Origin of the sequence: Serratia quinivorans (assembly GCF_946227985.1) — a bacterium.
Classification (GTDB): domain Bacteria; phylum Pseudomonadota; class Gammaproteobacteria; order Enterobacterales; family Enterobacteriaceae; genus Serratia; species Serratia quinivorans_A.
The window spans coordinates 504423-524296 of record NZ_CAMKGL010000001.1 but is presented as its reverse complement, the minus strand read 5'-3'; the positions used below and the strand labels follow the sequence as shown (position 1 = coordinate 524296).

The 19874-nt window shown below is 54.2% G+C and carries 19 protein-coding genes; 8 read left to right on the top strand and 11 right to left on the bottom strand.

What is annotated here, in order from left to right:
- Nucleotides 1-158: 158 nt before the first annotated feature.
- A complete protein-coding gene (locus OCH02_RS02455; RefSeq protein ID WP_044552178.1) occupies nt 159-857 on the bottom strand; it encodes an MgtC family protein in 699 nt (232 codons plus the stop codon).
- Nucleotides 858-1371: 514 nt separating this feature from the next.
- On the opposite strand from OCH02_RS02455, the gene OCH02_RS02450 reads away from it, so the two are divergent.
- Nucleotides 1372-3555 (top strand): glycoside hydrolase, encoded by a 2184-nt coding sequence (locus tag OCH02_RS02450; RefSeq protein WP_261429642.1) that lies wholly within the window; start codon nt 1372-1374, stop codon nt 3553-3555.
- A 62-nt stretch (nt 3556-3617) separates the two neighbouring features.
- Nucleotides 3618-5006 (top strand): CoA transferase, encoded by a 1389-nt coding sequence (locus tag OCH02_RS02445; RefSeq protein WP_261429640.1) that lies wholly within the window; start codon nt 3618-3620, stop codon nt 5004-5006.
- Nucleotides 5007-5008: 2 nt separating this feature from the next.
- On the opposite strand, the gene OCH02_RS02440 is transcribed toward OCH02_RS02445, so the two are convergent.
- Entirely contained in the window at nt 5009-5881 is an 873-nt protein-coding gene (locus OCH02_RS02440) for a LysR substrate-binding domain-containing protein (protein ID WP_261429638.1), read from the bottom strand.
- A 100-nt stretch (nt 5882-5981) separates the two neighbouring features.
- Here OCH02_RS02440 and OCH02_RS02435 point away from each other — a divergent pair, with 100 nt between their 5' ends.
- Nucleotides 5982-7397 carry a pyridoxal phosphate-dependent decarboxylase family protein gene (locus tag OCH02_RS02435; protein WP_261429635.1) on the top strand — a complete coding sequence of 472 codons (1416 nt, stop codon included), beginning with the start codon at nt 5982-5984 and terminating at the stop codon, nt 7395-7397.
- Between the two features lie 743 nt (nt 7398-8140).
- Nucleotides 8141-8770: a transcriptional regulator RcsA gene (gene rcsA, locus OCH02_RS02430; protein WP_012145772.1), complete on the top strand. Its 630-nt coding sequence runs from the start codon at nt 8141-8143 to the stop codon at nt 8768-8770.
- Between the two features lie 211 nt (nt 8771-8981).
- On the opposite strand, the gene dsrB is transcribed toward rcsA, so the two are convergent.
- From dsrB to OCH02_RS02415, 3 genes are all read right to left on the bottom strand, one after another.
- Nucleotides 8982-9197, bottom strand: a complete 216-nt coding sequence (gene dsrB / locus OCH02_RS02425) for a protein DsrB (protein ID WP_261419480.1) — start codon at nt 9195-9197, stop codon at nt 8982-8984.
- Nucleotides 9198-9541: 344 nt separating this feature from the next.
- Entirely contained in the window at nt 9542-9754 is a 213-nt protein-coding gene (gene cspE, locus OCH02_RS02420; protein WP_004946278.1) for a transcription antiterminator/RNA stability regulator CspE, read from the bottom strand.
- A gap of 284 nt (nt 9755-10038) precedes the next feature.
- Nucleotides 10039-10905, bottom strand: coding sequence for an ion transporter (locus OCH02_RS02415; RefSeq protein ID WP_261429633.1), 867 nt, complete (start codon nt 10903-10905; stop codon nt 10039-10041).
- A 157-nt stretch (nt 10906-11062) separates the two neighbouring features.
- Between OCH02_RS02415 and OCH02_RS02410 the strand changes: the two genes are divergently transcribed.
- The 3 genes from OCH02_RS02410 to OCH02_RS02400 all read left to right on the top strand — a co-directional run bounded on the left by OCH02_RS02410 (nt 11063) and on the right by OCH02_RS02400 (nt 13332).
- The gene (locus OCH02_RS02410) at nt 11063-11446 is read left to right on the top strand and encodes a hypothetical protein (protein WP_261429630.1); all 384 of its coding nucleotides are present in this window, start codon (nt 11063-11065) and stop codon (nt 11444-11446) included.
- A 510-nt stretch (nt 11447-11956) separates the two neighbouring features.
- Nucleotides 11957-12166: a hypothetical protein gene (locus OCH02_RS02405; RefSeq protein WP_012145776.1), complete on the top strand. Its 210-nt coding sequence runs from the start codon at nt 11957-11959 to the stop codon at nt 12164-12166.
- A 158-nt stretch (nt 12167-12324) separates the two neighbouring features.
- Complete coding sequence (locus tag OCH02_RS02400; RefSeq protein ID WP_261429627.1) at nt 12325-13332, top strand: NAD(P)H-quinone oxidoreductase; 1008 nt, start codon at nt 12325-12327, stop codon at nt 13330-13332.
- Between the two features lie 38 nt (nt 13333-13370).
- On the opposite strand, the gene OCH02_RS02395 is transcribed toward OCH02_RS02400, so the two are convergent.
- Nucleotides 13371-14450: an endonuclease/exonuclease/phosphatase family protein gene (locus tag OCH02_RS02395; protein ID WP_261429626.1), complete on the bottom strand. Its 1080-nt coding sequence runs from the start codon at nt 14448-14450 to the stop codon at nt 13371-13373.
- Nucleotides 14451-14559: 109 nt separating this feature from the next.
- Complete coding sequence (locus tag OCH02_RS02390; RefSeq protein ID WP_261429625.1) at nt 14560-15612, bottom strand: SDR family oxidoreductase; 1053 nt, start codon at nt 15610-15612, stop codon at nt 14560-14562.
- Nucleotides 15613-15727: 115 nt separating this feature from the next.
- Here OCH02_RS02390 and OCH02_RS02385 point away from each other — a divergent pair, with 115 nt between their 5' ends.
- A complete protein-coding gene (locus tag OCH02_RS02385) occupies nt 15728-16660 on the top strand; it encodes a LysR family transcriptional regulator (RefSeq protein WP_261429624.1) in 933 nt (310 codons plus the stop codon).
- 3 nt (nt 16661-16663) lie between these two features.
- On the opposite strand, the gene OCH02_RS02380 is transcribed toward OCH02_RS02385, so the two are convergent.
- The 4 genes from OCH02_RS02380 to OCH02_RS02365 all read right to left on the bottom strand — a co-directional run bounded on the left by OCH02_RS02380 (nt 16664) and on the right by OCH02_RS02365 (nt 19622).
- Complete coding sequence (locus OCH02_RS02380) at nt 16664-17053, bottom strand: YidB family protein (RefSeq protein ID WP_115184359.1); 390 nt, start codon at nt 17051-17053, stop codon at nt 16664-16666.
- A gap of 94 nt (nt 17054-17147) precedes the next feature.
- Nucleotides 17148-17396 carry a GlsB/YeaQ/YmgE family stress response membrane protein gene (locus OCH02_RS02375; protein WP_017893301.1) on the bottom strand — a complete coding sequence of 83 codons (249 nt, stop codon included), beginning with the start codon at nt 17394-17396 and terminating at the stop codon, nt 17148-17150.
- A gap of 496 nt (nt 17397-17892) precedes the next feature.
- A complete protein-coding gene (locus OCH02_RS02370; protein ID WP_261429623.1) occupies nt 17893-18795 on the bottom strand; it encodes a LysR family transcriptional regulator in 903 nt (300 codons plus the stop codon).
- Between the two features lie 53 nt (nt 18796-18848).
- A complete protein-coding gene (locus tag OCH02_RS02365) occupies nt 18849-19622 on the bottom strand; it encodes an SDR family oxidoreductase (RefSeq protein WP_261429622.1) in 774 nt (257 codons plus the stop codon).
- Between the last annotated feature and the right edge of the window lie 252 nt (nt 19623-19874).

The window sequence follows — 19874 nt, the reverse complement described above, 5'->3', positions numbered from 1 at the left end:
CGCCCAATTAATGGGTGAATAAGCACAGAGTGGAATTTATTTAATTGACGTAATTAACGCGGTTTATTTCCACGCCAGAAACGCTGAATAATCAAACTTGCGGGGTCACCGTTCATGACGCCTCCTTATCACTGAATGCAGTGAATATTAATCAATAACTAAACGGGCAATTCAGACGCGATACGCCAGCGCACCGCGCTCACGCTTTTCTCCAAACTGACACGGCAAACTATGCCCTCGATTTCTTTTTGCACCGAGGGATTTGCGGTTATTTCCGCACAAACCTCAAGTTGACCAGGAATGGCAATATCAGCGCTGCGCAGGGATTGTAATCTTAATGCCACACCATTTAGCGCCTGCAATATCAGGGTACGTACCAGGATTTCATCCTGCTCGCCGCAGGTGACCTGAATGCGGTAGCACACTTCCAGATCGGTCGCCTGCTGCTGGGGTTGCAGATTGATGCGCTGTGCCGCTTCACGCAGCAGGATATTCGCACACAGGATCACCAGCGTCGCCAGTACCGCATTCCAATACTGCCCAAGGCCGCACAGCACGCCAATCGCCGCAGAACACCACAGCGTGGCGGCGGTATTCAGACCGCGGATGTTCAGCCCTTCACGCATGATCACCCCGGCCCCCAAAAAGCCGATACCGGAGACAATTTGTGCGGCAACTCGCCCGGCGCTGGAAGGATCGGTAGACATGGAACTGAGGATAAAGACCGCAGCTCCGGTTGCCACCAATGCATTGGTGCGCAGACCGGCCATACGTTGGCGCCACTGCCGCTCGGCGCCAATAACCGCGCCCAGGCTCATCGCCAGTAATAAATTTAAAACAAAAGGAGTCATAGCCATGACTTTCCCCTTAAATAACTGCAGGAGATAAAATCATGTGCTTTTTAGCACACGCGAAATCTCGCCGATAATAAATCAGCGGTTGAGCGCGTGAATGCCTGGAGGGAAAAGGCTGTGGCTGAAAGTGGCCATAATAGCGTCCAAATCAATTCACCCGATGCCGTTAGGCAACAGGGACAACAATAAGATTCGGGTTTGCACAGCTCGGAATAACTTGAGAGGGGTGCTGCCCGCCGTTTTCGGCAAGCAACAAATCAGAAGAGGATTGGTCAGCTTGCCTTGTTTATATCACCGCAACTAAAACTGTCCAATTGTGTTTCCTCACTGAAATTTTGGCAGAGTATAGTGACGTGGGGTAATGATGTAAAGGCCAAATTATTAAACGAAAACTAAACCCAATAATTTTGTATATTTGACTCATCACACGATTATAGATAATTGCCGTTGGGCAGCCCGTTAATTCCCGATAAACTGAAAGTTCAGCAGGACAATCATCAGCAAGGACAACTATTCGATGAACATGCTTCGCCTCTCTATCAGCCTCGCCCTGCTTGCCGGCTTCCCCGCCCAGGCCCTGCTCTTGCAACAGGGTGATACCCGATATGAAATCGATCCGGCCACGCTGCAGATCACCGCAGGCAAGATCCTGGTCAACCAGCCGCAGGCCGGGCAAACCGTGGCCGAGCTGCAAAGCACGCCTGCCCAGGCGAGTTGGCAGTGGCCCAACAGCGCCATGCAGCTCACCGCCAGGCTGGAAGGCAGCGATTTGCGCCTAAGCTTCAGCAGCAGTCGGGCGCAAACGCTGGATTGGTTCACCCTGCCGTCACAGACCACCACTTTGCTGTTACCGATTGGCGAAGGCAGCCGTATCCCGCTGGATAATGCCGTCTGGCAGCGCTACCTGCTAAAAGAGATGACGCCGCTGGATACCAACTGGGATCTGAAGCTGCCGCTGTGGAGCCAACAACAGCAAGGCAAGGTGTATAGCTGGCTACTGCTTACTCCATTCAGTAATCAGGTCAGCTTCACCAGTGCCAAAAACCGGCTCACCATGCACAGCAGCCACCAGTTCAACCGTTTTAATCAACAACAGGCATTCGAGGTGTTACTGCATGTGGGGGATTCCCCGCTTTCCGGTGCTCGCCGATACCGCGAGTATCTACAGCAAAGCGGACAGTTCAGCAGCCTGCACGATAAAATCCGTATCGCGCCGGAGGGGGAGAAACTGATAGGTGCCACCCACATTTATCTATGGGGTGACAAGCTGTTGGCACCGGCCGACGTGAAGAATTGGCCGGGTCTGCTTGCCTGGCTGACATCACCCACCGGCGAAACGCTGTGGCAGAAAATGGACGCCGATAGCCAGAAAACGGTGCAGAAACTGGCGGGGAAAATACCGGAACCCTGGCAGCAACAAGCCTTGGTTGATGCCCTTAATCAGGCGTTGGTGGCATTAACGCCACTGAAGACCACGCCGGATAACAGGGATTTTCTGCAGGCACAGCGCCAGCAAGCTGTAGACATCCGGGAATGGGCGCAACGGCAACTTGGGGCCTACCTGGCACCGGCAGAGAGCTGGGGCCAGGGGCTGGCGAAGCCGCTGGTCGAGGCGCTGCACCAGGCCGGCCTGCCCCGTTTGTGGCTGGGTACCGATAGCTGGACCGCCGAGTTCCTGCATCCGCAGGCGGTAGAAAGTGCCAAAAAATCGGGTTACCTGATTGCCAGCTACGACTCTTACGACACCGCAATCCCTCGCGGAGTCAATGACAGTTGGCTAACCGCCCAACTGCCGACGGCGCTACGTGAAAAGTGCGCCATAGTCCGGGCGGACGGCAGTAAAAAACCCGGTTTCGGTAAGCAGGGTTACTACCTGAATCCGGGCTGCGTGCTGCCTTACTCTCAGCAGCGCATGCGCGAACTGGTGCAGTTGGCCGGGCTAAACAGCCTGTTTTTGGACGTTGACGGTACCGGGATGGTTTCCGACGACTATCAGCCCGATCACCCGACCGGTGCAGCGCAAATGGCACAGGACCGCAATGCGCGGCTGGCCTGGTTCAGCAATACCCTTAAGCTGCCCCTCGGCTCTGAGGATGGCAACGCGGTAACCGCACGCCACATTATGTTTGCCCACGGTATGGAAACCTGGGGATTTGGCTGGGGGGATAAGCAGATGAATCAGGATAAATCCTCGCCTTATTATCTGGGTGCCTGGTGGCCCAATGCCCAGCCGGCTTTCTTCTTCAGCCCGGCCAAAGTAAAAGAGCCTTATCGCACGGTGGAATTTGATCCGCGCTATCGCTTGCCCATGTATCAGGCGGTATTTCACGATGCGGTGATCAGCAGCCACCACTGGAATTACGACAACCTGAAGTTTAGCGATGTCAAAACCACCCGCAGCCTACTGAGCCTGTTATACAACACCGCGCCGATGTTCCATCTCAGCCGCGCGACCTTGCAGACACGCCTGCCGCAAATCAAACAGGCAGATGCGGCCTTCCGTCCGCTGCATTTGGCGCTGTGGGATAAGGCACTGACCGACTTCCAGTGGCTTGACCAAGCAGGCTGGGTGCAGCAAACCACCTTCAGCGACGGCTCAATCCTGACGGCCAACTTTGGCGAACAAGCCTTCGACGGCATTGCCGCCCATAGTCTGCGAGCCAAATTGGCTGACGGTCGCATCCTGAACATCACGCCATAGCAACTCCGGTCGGGGTGAACTAGGCTAGGCACAGTCCCCCGATCGGCAACCTGGAGTTGATGATGGATACCCTTACTCAAACACTGCTCGCAGAGATCGGGCAAAGTTTCAGCCACAGCGACAACGCGCCAGCAATTCCGCTGACGGTCAGCGGTCAAGGCAGCCTGAACAGCGCATTCCCAGTCAGCGAGCTGGCAACCGCCAGCCTGGGGGCCGCCGGGCTGGCCTGCGCCCAACTGCTGCAACAAAATCAGGGCGGGGAACCGCAGGTGTTTGTCGACAGCCGGCTGGCATCGTTGTGGTTCGGCTGGACCTTACGGCCGCTGGGCTGGTCATTGCCGGCCGCCTGGGACGCGCTGGCGGGTGACTATGCCACCAGTGATGGCTGGATCCGCCTGCATACCAATGCCCCTCATCACCGCAAAGCCGTAGAACAAGTGCTGGGCCCGCATCAGGATAAAAACGCACTAGCACAACAGGTACTGACGTGGAAAAAAGGTGAGCTGGAGCTGGCAGTGATCGAGGCCGGCGGCTGCGCAGCTGAAATGCGCTCGATCGAGGCGTGGCGGCAACATATTCAGGGCAAGAGCGTTGCACAGGAGCCAATTTGCCATCAACGTCAGCAAGCAGAAGCTCCGCCTCCCGGCTGGGCGTTGCCTGCCGCCAGGCCACTGCACGGCGTGCGGGTGCTGGATTTGACGCGGATTATCGCCGGGCCGGTCGCCACCCGTTTTCTTGCCGGTCTGGGCGCCGACGTATTACGCATCGATCCCTACGGTTGGGATGAGCCAGGCGTCGAACATGAAGTGATCCTCGGTAAGCGCTGCGCACGCCTGAACCTGAAAAACCCCCACGATCGCCACACCTTCGAGCATTTACTGAAAAACGCCGACGTTCTGGTTCATGGTTATCGCGCCGGGGCGCTGGAAAAACTGGGGTATGGTGCAGAACAACGCCGCACACTATCGCCGGGATTGATCGACGTTTGCCTCAACGCCTATGGCTGGAGTGGCCCGTGGCGAGGACGACGCGGTTTCGACAGCCTGGTGCAAATGAGCTGTGGGCTGGCGGAATCCGGCTTGCAATGGAAAAACGCCGCCATGCCTGTTCCCCTGCCGGTACAGGCTCTCGATCACGCAACCGGCTACCTGATGGCGACGGCGGTGTTGCACGGCATGCGTCAACGCCTGCTACAGGGTACCGGCTTCAGCGCCCGACTATCCCTGGCACGGACGGCACAACTGCTGTTTGAACATCCTTACCCGCAACAGCATCCGTTAACGCCGCTGGCTGCAGCCACCGCTGCGGATGAAAACCCGGAAACCGAGCTGACTCATTGGGGCGCGGCACTACGCCTTATCGCGCCGCTACAGTTGAACGGCACAGCGCTGCTCTGGGCATTGCCTGCGACGACCCTTGGCAGTTCGCAGCCGCAATGGCTACGCCGCTAAACTCAGGCCAATTGCCGCTGCAGCCAGTGCAATAATGCTTCGACCGCCGGCGTCAACCCGGCGGTCTGCGGCCAAACCAGATAAAAGTCTATCTGATCAAGATGTCGTGCCGGTGCAAGTGCGGTCAACCGGCCCTCTGCCAGCGCATCACTCACCAGCAGTTTTTTCACCAGCGCGATGCCAAACCCTTGCTCAGCCGCGCGGATCAACAATCCCGCATCATTGAATAATGCCAAGGGGCGGCCGGACTCCACCTGCTGATGCGCAGTGAACCAGCTACGCCACGGCGTAACATCATGTTCCAGCAGGGGTATGCCTGACGCACCGCGGTCAAATGCTGCCTGCCACCGCTCGGCCAGCGCCGGCGTAGCCACCGGCACCACCTCTCCGGAGGCAATCCACTGTGCCTGCATCTCTGCCCATTGACCATTGCCGAGGCGAATGGCCGCATCAAACCCTTTGCGCACCAGATCCTGCACCACCAGCGAGGCGTCGATATCCAGCGCAATATCGGCACAGGCCGTATGAAAAGATGGCAGACGCGGCATTAACCAGTAATGCGCGAAAGAGGGCAGCACGCTGATACGCAGAGCCTGACTTTGCGCAATCCTCCTGACCCGACTGACGCCCTGTTGCAATGCCTGCAGCGCCGGTTCGGCAACGGCCAACAGCTCACGCCCGGCGGTATTCAGGCGCAGCCCGCGCCCCTGCCGTTCAAACAGCGGGCAGCCGATTGCCCGTTCGAGCTGTTGGATCTGCTGGCTGACGGCACCATGGGTAAGATGTACTTGCAGGGCAGTAGCGCGCAAATTCTCTAACCGGGCGGCAATCACAAAGGTCGGCAGAATGTGCAGTGGGATCGCGTCATTTAACATTGGTTAGCCATACTATCCAAAAAGGCTATTTTTCATCGATTTTCGCCACAAAGCAAATGTTCTAGGCTGTCGCACATGCCCCTTACATCTGGAGTCAGCGATGCACCCACGTTTACAGCAGGACCTTGAGCAATTTCCACAGATACTCGACCGCACCCGGCAGTTGGCCGAAGGCTTCCTGACGGGCTTGCAACAGCGCCCCGTTTGCCCTCCTCTGGCCGCTCAGCAGCTACAGCCGGGTGACAATTTACTGGCAAACGGCGGTGATGGCGCACTGGCGGCACTGGACGATTTCTGGCTGCGTTATGCCGAGGGTCTTTCTGCCAGCGCCGGGCCACGTTATTTTGGCTTTGTTACCGGCGGCTCGACCCCTGCCGCATTGGCAGCAGACTGGCTGGTTAGCGCTATAGACCAGAACAGTCAGCTGAGCCACGATACCGTGGCCGCGGCAATTGAACTGGCGACCATTGTGCAGCTAAAAGACTTGTTGGGTCTGCCGGAGGCATTCAACGGTAGTTTTGTTAGCGGGGCAACCATGGCCAACTTTGTCGGCATGGCCACCGGCCGCCAGTGGCTGGGGCAGCAGCGCGGCATTAATGTCGCGAAACAGGGGCTGGCAGCCTTAGGATCCATACAGGTTTTGTCAGCGAATGCGCACTCCAGCAGCGAAAAAGCACTCAGCATGCTCGGCCTGGGTCGCGACGCGTTGAAAATTATCGACAGCCTGCCGAACTCCGAAGCTATCGACCCTGCTGCGTTGGAACGGCATCTGGCCGCCAACGTCGGTGTACCGACGATGGTGCTGGCCAGCGCCGGAACGGTGAATACCGTGGTCTTCGACGACCTGCCGCAGCTGCTGGCGCTGCGCGAGCGCTACCCGTTCTGGTTACACGTTGATGCGGCCTTTGGCGGCGTGGCGGCCTGCTCACCGCACTATGCGCCACGCTTAGCCGGTTGGGAGCAGGCTGACTCCATTACCGTTGATGCGCATAAATGGTTGAACGTGCCCTACGACAGCGCGATCCAATTTAGCCGCCATCTGGCATTGCAAATGCAGGTCTTCCAGAACCATTCGGCTTATCTGGAAGCGCCGACGCAGCGGCCAGACAACTACCTGCACCTGACTCCGGAAAACTCGCGGCGTTTTCGCGCTCTGCCGTTGTGGATGGCGCTGAAAGCTTATGGCCGCAGCGGTATGCAAGATATGGTTGAACGCAATGTTCGACTGGCGCAGTTGCTGGGTGCAGAGCTGACGAGCAGCGCGGGTTTCCACCTGCTGGCACCAGTCAATTTGAACGTAGTGTGCTTTGCGCTCAAAAATGCCGAAGGCGATGCTACTGCTGCACGCGATCGCTTCATAGCCCGTCTCGATCGGCACGGCGTAGTGCGCTGTACCCCTACCCGTTATAACGGACAACCGGGGATCCGTGCTGCGTTGGTCAATTGGATGACCGAGGAAAGCGATATCCATCTGGCGTTGGAATCGATACGTCACTGTCTGACAGAAACTGGCTGATAGGACAAGTCAAGGTAACCCCCACGCTATTGATTGCTGCCGGTGATTATTCTACGGCAGCAGTAACCCCCTGCCGATCAATGGATATTGGTACCCTGGGATGCTGCCTAAATAGTTCAGAAAAACCAATTAATCACTCGCTGACATTTATCACATTTGTCGTAACAGCACGAATAATCACATCAACCCTTTGTTATAACGCCAATTTTCGTAACAAAAAGATCAAGGAATGTTAACCTTGTGTGACTATTGGTTGTCGCAAGTGATAAAGAACGGAAGAATTATCATTATCGAAAACCCATAAAATCAATATAACATCATGATAGTATTATCAAAAATAAAACCATTAAAACCTGGCGGCATTTATCCTGCTGAATAAATAGGCTAAGAAATGTTAAAAAAACAACACATGAATTTTTTTTAAGAATTTTCCTAGCAATCTAAAATTTCGTTTCGTGACATGATGGGCAGATTCAATGATAAAAATACCAGCGAGCGCGCGGCTCAAGCACAAATTGGCGTTACTGCCCCATAATCCTTACGCCAGCAGATTATTCTGACTTAAGCTAAACTTATAGGTTCATGATGTTAATTAGTTTAGAAAGAAAATATCGTTGAGTACTACCGTATTTATTGATAGAACATTCCTGGATGTGACTCTTTTTGTTCTTTTTTGCCTTTTAGGCTTCAGGCTTTTTCTTTTTTGTTACCGCGGTAAAACGGATTTAAGTGGGGGGTGAGATATGCCAACGATCATTATGGATTCATGCAGCTATACCAGATTGGGTTTGACAGACTACCTGACAACGCACGGAGTAAAAAAACGCCAGATTAATGCTATTGGTGATATCGACGATCTGCATGAGAAATGCAGCAAGTTGAAGCCTAGCCTGGTATTTATTAATGAAGACTGTTTTATACACGAAGCGAACGCGACGGAACGTATAAAAGGGGTGATATCACTGCACCCTGACACCTTATTCTTCATCTTTATGGCCATCACCAACGTACATTTTGACGATTATTTATATGTTCGTAAAAATGTCATCATCTCGTCAAAATCGATCAAACCAGAGACTATGAATCAACTACTTAGTCACTATCTGGAAAGAAAAGCGCCTCGCACTGAAAAAACCTCATTTGATCAGACTCCGGTTACGCTCAGCCAAACTGAATCGAACATGTTACGCATGTGGATGTCGGGTCAGGGTACCATCCAGATATCCGACCAGATGCAAATTAAAGCCAAAACTGTCTCTTCCCACAAGGGTAATATCAAAAGAAAAATTAAAACGCACAACAAACAGATTATTTACCATGTTGTTCGTTTAACCGACACGTTAACCAGCGGAATATTTGTCAATAGCCGCTAGGTCAAAAGCGTTGTTGTGTACTCTGCCAAACGTTGGTTTTAAATGTTGTTCAGCACAGAGTGCTGGAAGCCACGCATTTAAATAACCTAAATACCTGCTCGCGACGAAATTTCGGCCGCGGCGGGTATTCCCGCAGCAAAAAACCGATTATTCCTAGCGCTGTAAAATAATCACCCACCGTAAATCTTGCAAATCAAATTAACAAACCTGGTTATTTGGAGCCTGGAGCCTGAGAAGCGGCCTGTCGCAGTTCAACAAAGGTGCCGTCACGACTGTCTATCTCGTTAAAGAACCAGACACCGGCAGGATAGTCAGGCAAAGAGACCAGATACATTACCCCTTCGTTAAACTCTTCTACCGCCAGGATCACCCCCTCACGCCGTTGTTCACCATCAGTTTTTACCGTTACCAGATCGTTAGCTTTCATGCCCTACCCCATCATTTATCATTGATGTCAGTGTATTACAAAATGAAGTGAGAAAAATACCGTACACTGCAGTAAATCCGCAGCTCACCTGCTTACACCTTTCTACAAGCGTAGCAGGCCATCTGGGCCGTGGTTTTTTCACTTTCTTAACGTTTTGTCCGCAGAATCTTAAGCACGCAACGGATAGTCTGTTCTCTGGTGCTTCCCCCCAGAGAAGTACCTACAAATGAAGAAGTAACAAGGAACTTTTGCCCGCAGACTTGCGGGCTTTTTTTCGCCTTCGACAAATAACAGGCACAAAAAAACCCGCCTTGGCGGGTTTTTATTAATCAGCGAGAGGCCGATTAGATAGCGGTAACGTTAGCCGCTGACGGACCTTTAGCACCGTTCTCGATAGAGAACTGTACGTTCTGGCCTTCAGCCAGGGTCTTGAAGCCTTGATCCTGGATAGCAGAGAAGTGTACGAACACATCTTTGCTGCCGTCTGCTGGAGTGATGAAACCGAAACCTTTAGACTCGTTGAACCACTTCACTTGACCTTTGATCATGTTAGACATGTTTAATTCCTACAATATTAAATTTACGCCACCATGGGCAAGAAATAGCCGGTCATCAGTTACTTATGGAGGCACTAGAAAGGAAATTCGTCAGTGAAGAGCTATCTAGGATAACGCTTTAAATTTGAACTACTTTACTCAAAATGTCGTGCATAAATAGGTCTGTACCACAGGCCGAGAAGCATTAACTCACGATGGGACTTTAATAGCAACTCTTTTTATAATCCCCTCCGTGGAAACGAGGCCAAACGCACAGGATTTCACCCGCATTGCTTAATTTATCGTCATTTGTGACTGTATTTACCGGATAGCGGGGGTAAGGCACTGCCACAATATTTACAAAATATGGCCTCTGTCTCGTGGCCACCTCTTTGACATTGCTCACAATTACGCCTTTCACGGTTACGTTGTAGCTCCTGCGACATGTAGGCCGTCAGAATGCCGGTCGGTACCGCGATAATTGAATAGCCCAGCAGAATAAGTACCGAAGTCAGTAACCGCCCCAACGGCGTATGGGGAACAATATCACCGTATCCCACGGTGGTCAGCGTCACTACCGCCCAATAGACGGAGGCCGCCAGGCTGGTAAAGCCGCCATTCCCCCCCTCAATCGCATACATCAAACCGCCAAAGACGCACAGCACTACGGCGACAAAACCAAAAAACATCGCCAATTTGTGGCGTGCCAGCTTGATACTGCGCCAGATCATGCCCATCTCACTCATATAACGCAGCAGTTTCAGCACCCGTAGCACCCGCAATACCCGCACAACGCGCAGCAGCATCACGAATTCCACCGTCATATGCGGATACAGCCAGATGATGTACAGCGGCAACACCGTCAGCAAATCAATCACACCGAAAAAGCTCAAGGCGTAATGTTGATCGGCAGGCGTACACCACAGCCGTAGCAAGTATTCAAGCGTGAAAATGACGGTAAAAATCACCTCGGCCCAGAGGAAAAGATAAACAGCCTCGCGACCAGGCGAGAACAATGCGCTGCCGCCCGGCTCGAGAAACAGCAGTATCACGCTGAGTAAGGCGGTAATGACCCAAAAAGCCTCCATCCTGCGGCCGCGACGGGAGTGATTGTCGAACAACAATTGATAACTGCGCTGGCGTAAGCTCAACGCCGCAGTGTCAGTGGTCATAGCCCGATATCTTATAAAGAGAAGTTATTCATAGAGTAGACCTGAACAAGAGTGCCGCCAATGCTTCATATTGTTATTAATTACCAGCCACAAATGATAGTAATTCTCGTCTGGCTGTTTTATAGTTACGCAGCGTAACTATAAAGGGAGATTGACCATGCTGAGATGGCATACGCTGGCAGCATCCTGCTGCACTGCTCTGTTGATACTGAGCGCCCCCGCCCAGGCGCTGGACCTGTCCTATACCGCACCGGACCCCAGTATCAAACCGGCACCCGCACCGCAAACCGCCCTTGGCCCAGAAAAAAAATCGGCCAAGCCACCGGTGGTGTGGTCGGAAACAGAAGACAAAACCGGTTTTCGCGTTGATATGGAATGTGATCACCCCGGTTGCAGTCGCCCGCGCGCCAAGCCGTACTCATCGCTTAATTACGGTCCGAATAACGGCCCGGTGAAAAAAACCGATCGCCGTCGTCAGTCTGATCCCTACTCCACCGATCAGGAACCTGATTATAATGTGAGCATGGGTTATCAGTGGTAACGCGGCTTTAAGAGTTATCCCTATATCGGCCGCAGCACAGTGTTCATACAATGAAACTCTGTTCACCACTCCTCCTGGTGCTGAACACAACAAGCTGTGTTGCAATATTTTATGCGCCTCCCTATAGGCGCTTTTTTTATGCCTGGATATCAATAACCTGCCGACTTACAGAATGGTCTCATTGCTGCGTAACGTGATAGCTGTCACAAATAACCCCTCCTTAGCCATGCTTTATCGGAGGGTTGTCAGATGGCGACTGAATACTTATTTTTGCTGGCCGTATTAGCCAGTATCGCAGGGTTCGCGCTGTATAAGCACTTCAAATCACAGAAGAAAAGCACCCTACTGCGTCCGCACGATCGTTAATGCAAGCGTACAGGGGTATGGTATTAACATCCTGCCCCTGACCACAGAACCACACCCTGTCATTTTTTTATCACAAAATTGTCACAATATAGCCATATCATGGTCGGCGATTATCCGCACTGGCTCAATACCAAGGATTTCGTTATGACCACCATTAGAGCAACCAATCACCAGGAAGCCGAAAAGCTGATCCGCTACGGCACGGCAAAAAAAATCGAACTGGCCTATGACATCGACAGCGACGACTTTTTCCAGCTCGCCAGCCTGTGGTGTGATCGAGGTGCCAAAATCTCCAAAGGGAAAGAACATTTTATCGTCTCGCTAAAAGGTTTTCGCATCCCGCCCAATGACTAATCCCATGCCGCCTCTGCGGCGGCACCCCAACTTTCCCCTTGTGACCGCCCTATGATCCACATTCTCCCTTCGGCATTTATGTAAGATAAAACATGAATTACAGCAGGCGGTTACCTACACTGGTTACTGCGCCTGAACGCCAACTGAGGAGAATCACCATGTCAGCCAACCCAGCGCTGCCCAGCACCATGAAAGTCGTCGAAATCAGCCAGCCTGGCGAACCAGAGGTTCTGATTAGCAGCCAAAGACCGCTGCCAACCCTGCAACAGGGAGAAATACTGGTGAAGGTCGCTGCCGCCGGAGTTAACCGCCCTGATATGATGCAACGCCGCGGCCAATACGCACCGCCCGCAGGCGCATCGGATATTCCTGGTCTGGAGATCGCCGGTACCGTAGTTGCTACCGGTATTGGGGTACAAAATTACGCCATCGGCGACGCTGTTTGCGCCCTGATTGCCGGCGGCGGCTACGCAGAATACTGCAAAGTACATGAGAGCAATGCGCTGCCGGTACCCGAGGGCTTTAGCCTGATTGAAGCGGCGGCGATCCCGGAAACCTTCTTTACCGTTTGGGTTAACGTGTTCCAACGCGGACGCCTAAAGGCCGGTGAAACCGTGTTGATCCACGGCGGCACCTCCGGTATCGGCACTGTCGCCACCCTGCTGGCGAAAGCCTTTTGCGCTCGGGTGATCACCACCGTCGGCTCCGAAGAAAAACGCCAGGCCAGTTTGGCATTGGGTGCCGATGTGGCGATTAACTACCGCAGCGAAGATTTTGTTGAGCAGACCCAGCGCGCGACTAACGGCAAGGGAGCCGACGTGATTGTCGATCTGATTGCCGGTGACTACGTGGCGAAGAACTATCAGGCGGCGGCGATGGACGGCCGCATTGTGCAAATCGGCACCCAGAACGGCGTGGTGAAAGAACTGAACCTGATGCCGCTGTTGATCAAGCGCCTGACCCATACCGGCTCGACCTTGCGTGCACGCAGCGTGGAAGATAAAGCGCAAATTGCCGCTGATTTACACCAGAAGGTGTGGCCGCTGCTGGAGCGCGGTGCATTAAAACCGCAGATTTTCAAAACCTTCCCGTTGGAACAGGCCGCCGAAGCCCATACGCTGATGGAGTCCAGTCAGCATATCGGTAAAATCATGCTGACACTCTAGGTCACACGCCCCCGCCGCGATTGCTGCGGGGGCGTTTTTCAACTGCCTGGGGTGTGTACCTCCTCCGGCATGGAGTCGGTATTGGCTAATTTTTCTTGCGCCAGCGCTTCGTCTTCGCTGTCTTTCTCCAGGCTTTCCTGCTGTGCCCCCTGCTTCGGCGAATACACCAGTTCCACCATGATCGGGAAGTGATCCGAGCCAACGCTGGTTAAGCGGCGCAATGAGCCAAGCACAAAATGATCGCTGTGAAACACGTGGTCCAGCGGCCAACGCAGGAACGGATAACCTGCATGGAAAGTACTGAACATGCCACGCCCACGGCGCGGATCCAACAGGCCGCTGACTTTCAGGAACAGCCGGGTGGTGGTCGACCAGGCCACATCGTTCAAATCGCCGGTCACAATCACCGGTAACGCCGATTTGGCTGCGCTTTTGCCCACCATCACCAGTTCGGCATCGCGATCTTCCGACTCTTCATTCTCGGTCGGGCTCGGCGGCATCGGGTGTACACAGTGCAGGCGCACCTGCTGCCCTTGCGGTAAATGCACCATCATGTGCATTGATGGGATCTGCTCATCCACCAGGTATTGTATTTGCGCATCGCTGAGTTTCAGCCGCGAATAGACATGCATGCCGTACAGGTTATCCAGCGGGCACTTCAAGCTGTGAGGATAGTCCTGTTCCAGCGCCGACAGTTGCTGCTCCCACCAGGCGTCGGTTTCTACCGCCACCAGCACATCCGGCCGTTCGGTCGCTACCAACGCCAGCAGTTTCTCCGCCTGGCGATTGGGCGTTAACACGTTGGACACCAAAATGCGGATACGCGGTTTCTTCTGGTAGCCGGTAAAATCCAGCACCTGGGGTTTGCTCAGCCGGGTATAAGGGTAAATCCACGCGGCCTGATAAGCCGCACAGGCCAGGTTCATTGCCATCATGCCCCACACCCAGGGCGACAGCGGTACAAACAGCAGGTTAAGCAATAACACCAGCAACGAGAGCGCCAGTATTTGCAGGCGGGGGAAATCCCACACCCGGATCCACCAGGCTGCATGCTTTGAAAGTGGCGCAATGGTCACCAGCGCCAGCAAAAGCGTCAGTATGGCGGTTATCCCTGTCACGGTTATTTCCTCATCATCGGTCCGGGCCTGTCGGGGTGACGGCCTCCTGACTGCCGCTGCTTGCGGCAGCCAAAGATTGCCATAAAAAACGCCCGTCCCGCCAGCCGACTTAAGGAATTATCTTGCGACGGCGGAATTCATCAAACAGCGCGAACAGCATCGCTTCGGTTTCAACAAATTGATGGAAGCCAAAACGGCGTGCCTTACTGCCATCGGCAAACATGTCGTAATCCCACGAAAAAACAAAATCGGCAAAACGCCAACTCGCCACCGCACGGTAATCCGTTTCGACCAAATCATGCTGTTGCACCAACGCCTGCCACAGCTCACTTTTATCCGCCATCACCGACTCCAGCGGCATCGGCAACGGCGGTGCCACTTCCAGATCAAAATAACCGGCAATTTTCGGCCACAGTTCGCTCCAGCGAAACAGGTCACCATTATTGATGTTAAATGCCTGATTAGCCGCCGCCGGCTCCGTCGCCGCCCATAAGGTAGCCCGCGCCAGCAACCCGGCATCGGTCATTTCCAGCAGGCTGTGGTAAGCCCCAGGTTTGCCGGGAAAACGCAGTGGCAGCCCCAGCGCCTTGCTGATCGAGGCATAAACCGCCAGGGTCAGCGCCAGATTCATCGGGTTGCCAAGCGAGAAGCCGCCGACGACGCTGGGGCGAATGGCGCTCCAGTGCCAGTTTTTCCCCTGCTGGCGCTGTTCAAGATAGCTTTGCTGCTCAAGATTGAACTCCGGCGGCATGTGCCCGGCATCACTCTCACGCGCCGGGGTTTTGAACGGCCCCAAATGGGCACCATACACCTTATAGCCTTGCATCAGGCTAATGTGCTCCAGCCCGTGCGCTACGGGTTCCAACGCCTCCACTACATTGCTTAGCATCGCCAGGTTTGGCGCCACCAGCCCCGCCCAGTCCGGCGCATCCTGATAGGCCGCGTAGAAAATGTGGCTGACCTGGGTCAGCGGTCGCAAGGCATCACCCGTAGCCTGTGCATCCAACAGATCGACCGCCAGATAATGCACCTGCGGCCGGTCAACACCTCCGCGCCGCGACAGGCCAATCACCTGCCAACCTTGTTGTTCCAGCTCGTCAATCAGCTTGCCGCCAATAACGCCGTTAGCGCCGACGACCAGTGCCAGTTTGTCGTTATGCATATTGTGTCTCCGCTTCAGTATCTATTGAGACTTTCACTGTGATTGATTAGTTAAACTTGCGGTAGACGGGGTTTATTACTATCACTTATAAGTAAAATCTATAGATGGAGAGCCGATGGACAAGCTAAACGCCATGCAGACTTTTGTTCGGGTAGCCGAGTTGGGCAGCCTGTCGGCCGCCGCTCGCGATCTGGGCCTGACACAACCGGCGGTCAGCCAACAGATCGCCGGCCTGGAGCAACAACTGCGCGCACAACTGCTGTTTCGCAGCACCCGCGCCGTCACGCTGACCGATGCCGGTGCAAGCTATTACCGGCAAATCAAACCGATTCTGGCGGCGGTGGGTGAAGCGGAAGAAGTGCTACATGGCCAAAATCTGCTGCTGCAGGGGGCGTTACGCATCCATGCACCAACAGGTTTCGGCCAACAACACCTGACGCCGCTGGCGATCGCCTTTCAGCAACAGCATCCGCAACTGAACATCGAGCTGTTGCTGGACGATCGTCGGGCGGATGTGATCGGTGAAGGCATCGATGTCGCGATCCGCTTTGGCGAACTGAGTTCACCTGGCACGGTGGCGCGACGCCTGGGAGAGTTACAGCGCATTCTGGTGGCCTCGCCGGCTTACCTGGCAGCACAGGGTGAACCGCAAACCCTGACAGAGCTGGCAACTCATCCGCACATCCGCTATAGCGGCCTGAGCGATGCTGACGCACTGACATTAATCGGCCCGCATGGCCCCGAGATGGTGGAGCTGCGTCCGGTATTCCGTGCTAACAATACTTTTTCACTGCTGGCGGCGATTGAGTCGGGGCTGGGTATTGGCGGCGCACAGCGGCCGTTGATCGGTCGGCAATTGGCGAGTGGCACATTGGTGCCCGTTTTGCCGGCCTGGCGTTATCCGCCGATGGCGCTGCATGCGGTTTATCCTGCTGCGCGCTTTATTCCCGGTAAAGTGCGGGCCTGGGTCGAGTATTTGCTGACGGCATTGGGGAACATTGAAGGCATGACGTTAAACCATGCCCCCGAACAGGCGCCGGGGGCATAAACATTATTTGAACAGTTTACCGACCATATCGCCCAGTTCATTACTGTCCTGCTGCACTTCGCCATTTGGCGATGCGGCGTCAGCGACCGTTGGCAGGAACTGCGCAATAGTGGCGGATGCCTGAGCCGGATCGACGCCCAGCTTTTCAGCCAGCTGATTGATGGCATCGCTGCCCAGAGCCTGCTGCACGTGATCGCCGTTGATCTGCTGGTTTTCACCGTTGCCCAGCCATGAACCGACTACATCGCCGAATTGCCCCTGACGGAACTTGTCCAGAATCGCCTGCAGGCCACCCTGTTGCTCAACCCATTGCATAATGGCGACGTAATCGATGCCTTTACCACCGTTGGCACCGCCGAGAATATTGCCCAATACGCTATCAAAAAGACCCATGGTAATCTCCTTCCAGCCGTCGGCTCAGGCCGCTCGACCCTTGTGATTTAACGAAAAAAGGGCCGCCGCAGCGACCCTGTTGATCAGCATCTGATTAGTTTCTGATCTTTCTGTAGACAAAAAGCACCACCAGGGCACCGATAACTGCGACAACAAAGCTGCCCAGATTAAAGCCATCAACGCGACCCATACCGAAGAAGGTACTGATATAGCCGCCGACAACTGCACCGATAATCCCCAGAATAACGGTCACGATAAAGCCACCACCGTCTTTGCCCGGCATGATCCATTTAGCCAAGATACCGGCGATTAACCCAAAAATGATCCAGGAAATAATGCCCATTTTTACTCTCCCTATTACCTTTTGCCTTAAGAAACCCTATCACCAGACCCACGACGGCGCCTGCTCGATACTTTCACACCTGCCCCTTGCCTTAACGGCAGAACGATACAGGGTAAATCACGATAAACACGCGTCTTCACACAACTACTATAGTCAAATATCAGCAGTTTACCCATTTCCGTCCGTCCGAATTTTCCTGTACGGAAATTAGCCGCATTCATCTCGCTGTCATTTGTACAGGCTATAACGACCGACGGGACTTCACGCCGGAGACAGACCATGACCAACACGCCGTTTCTGCTGATACTGGCCGCAATTTATGCCCTGGCTGCCGCCTGGGAGGGTTCAGCCGCCCTGCTGTTGATGTAATGTTACACATCTTTTGTCACTTTTTTGGCGGTTTTAATTGTTTCTTGTTTTTACAGAAATTTAATTGTCTGAAAGCCAAGAAGAAATAGGGTTTCACCTGGATAAAAATCCCATTGGCCAGCCGGCCTCAGGGTTCGCAGAACGGCTTGATTAACTGGCTGAACCATTCGGCAAATGCGGTTAAGCGCGCCGAACGCTGACGACGATGGGGATAAAGCAACGCCATGCTCATTGCCGGTGGCCGGGCCTGCGGCAAGATCTCGCACAGTTTGCCGCTATCCAGGTAGTGTTGAACATCAAAACGCGGTATCTGCATCATTCCCAACCCCACCAGGCAACAACCGATATAGTTTTCCACATTGTTCACCGTCACCCGGCTAGGCAACGTTTTCTCAAAACGCTGTCCATCCTGCTGCCACTGCCAGCTATCCGCCCCTGCCAGGGTCGGCTGCGCATAGCCCACCACCCAGTGCTCCTCCAATTGAGCAGGATGCTCCGGGGTCCCGTAGCGCTGCAAATAATCCGGGCTGGCACAGTTGATCATACTCAGGCGGCCCAGCGGCTGGCTGACCAGACTGCTGTCACTGAGGCTACCGACACGCACCACGCAGTCGATCCCTTCCTGGATCAAATCGACGGAACGGTCGCTGGCGCTGAGAAACAGTTGAATTTCAGGATACTGCAGGAAAAAGTCCGGCAACGCCGGCACGATCATTCTCCGGGCGATACGGCTGGGGACATCGACCGTCAAGCGCCCCCCGATCGGGCCGTTATGTCGCTGAAACAGACTTTCCAAGGCCTGCACGTCAAACAGCAGGCTGCGTGCCTTTTCGAGCAACAGTTCACCGTCGCTGGTCAGTTGTACCCGACGAGTGGTGCGATGAAACAGGCGGGCGCCCATTTCATGTTCCAATTGCTGTATCGCGGCAGACACTGTGGTTTTTGGCATCAGCAGGATTTGCGAAGCGCGGATAAAACTGCCCACGTCGGCCACCTGGATAAAGACTCGCAATCTCCCTATTTTATCCACCGGCAGTGCATCCTGTTAAACAGGCTGCGGCACCGGCCGCAGCAACATTGATATTAACGGGTAGTATAGCCACCGCTGGCAAACAGCGTCTGCCCGGTGATCCACCAGCCGTCGGTGACCAGAAATTTGACGATCGGCGCGATGTCCTCAATGTCGGTCAGGCCGGTTTTCGAGAATTTGCTCAGCGCCGCGGCGCTGCTGTGATATTCCACTGCCTCTTTGCTTTCCTGACCGTAGAAGAACGGCGTATCCATCGGACCGGGGCCGATGGCATTCACGCTGATGCCCCGCTCGCCAAACTCTTTGGACGCGGCACGGGTAAAATGCTCCACCGGTGCCTTGCTGCCCGGATAGACGGCATAAAACGGCGTATAGGCCGCCAACAGTGAGCTGACGATGGATACAATGCGACCGTTGTCAGCCAAATGTTTGCCCGCCTGCTGGATAAAGAAGAAAGCTGCCTTGGAATTGATGTCAAAACTGCTGTCGTAATCCGCTTCGGTCACCTCGGCAATCGGTTTTTTGATCACCAGACCGGCGGTATTGACGGCAATATCCACTTTGCCGAATGCCTTGATAGCCTGCTCAAACAGCTGCGCCACGTTAGCGGGCTGGGTCAAATCGCCCTGTACCGTTATCGCCTGGGCGCCCGCCGCGTTAACCGCCTTCAGCGTTTCCTCCGCTGCCGCCCGGGTTGCATCGCTGTTGTAATGCACAACTATCGCGGCTGCTCCGCTGGCCGCCAGATCGCGCGCTACCAGACCACCCAGGTTCTTCGCACCGCCAGCGATCAATACCACTTTTCCATTCAAAGATTGCTTGCTCATTACAGTGACTCCGTTAGTGAAGGTTGTAACGAGTATAGGAACTGTGACCGCTCAGATAATCTGTCCAAATCGGGATGAACCATCCCGATTTTTCGGTCAATACGTCCAGGTGTGCAAAAAATATCCAAAGCGTGATCGGCAACCGAGCATTCAGCGGAAATCGCACTACACTTGTAAGTTTCCAACGGCAATAGTCGCAATAAGAAACTATTGTTTCCCGCCCGCCGTAGGCCGCTAAACGCCCAGACGGGC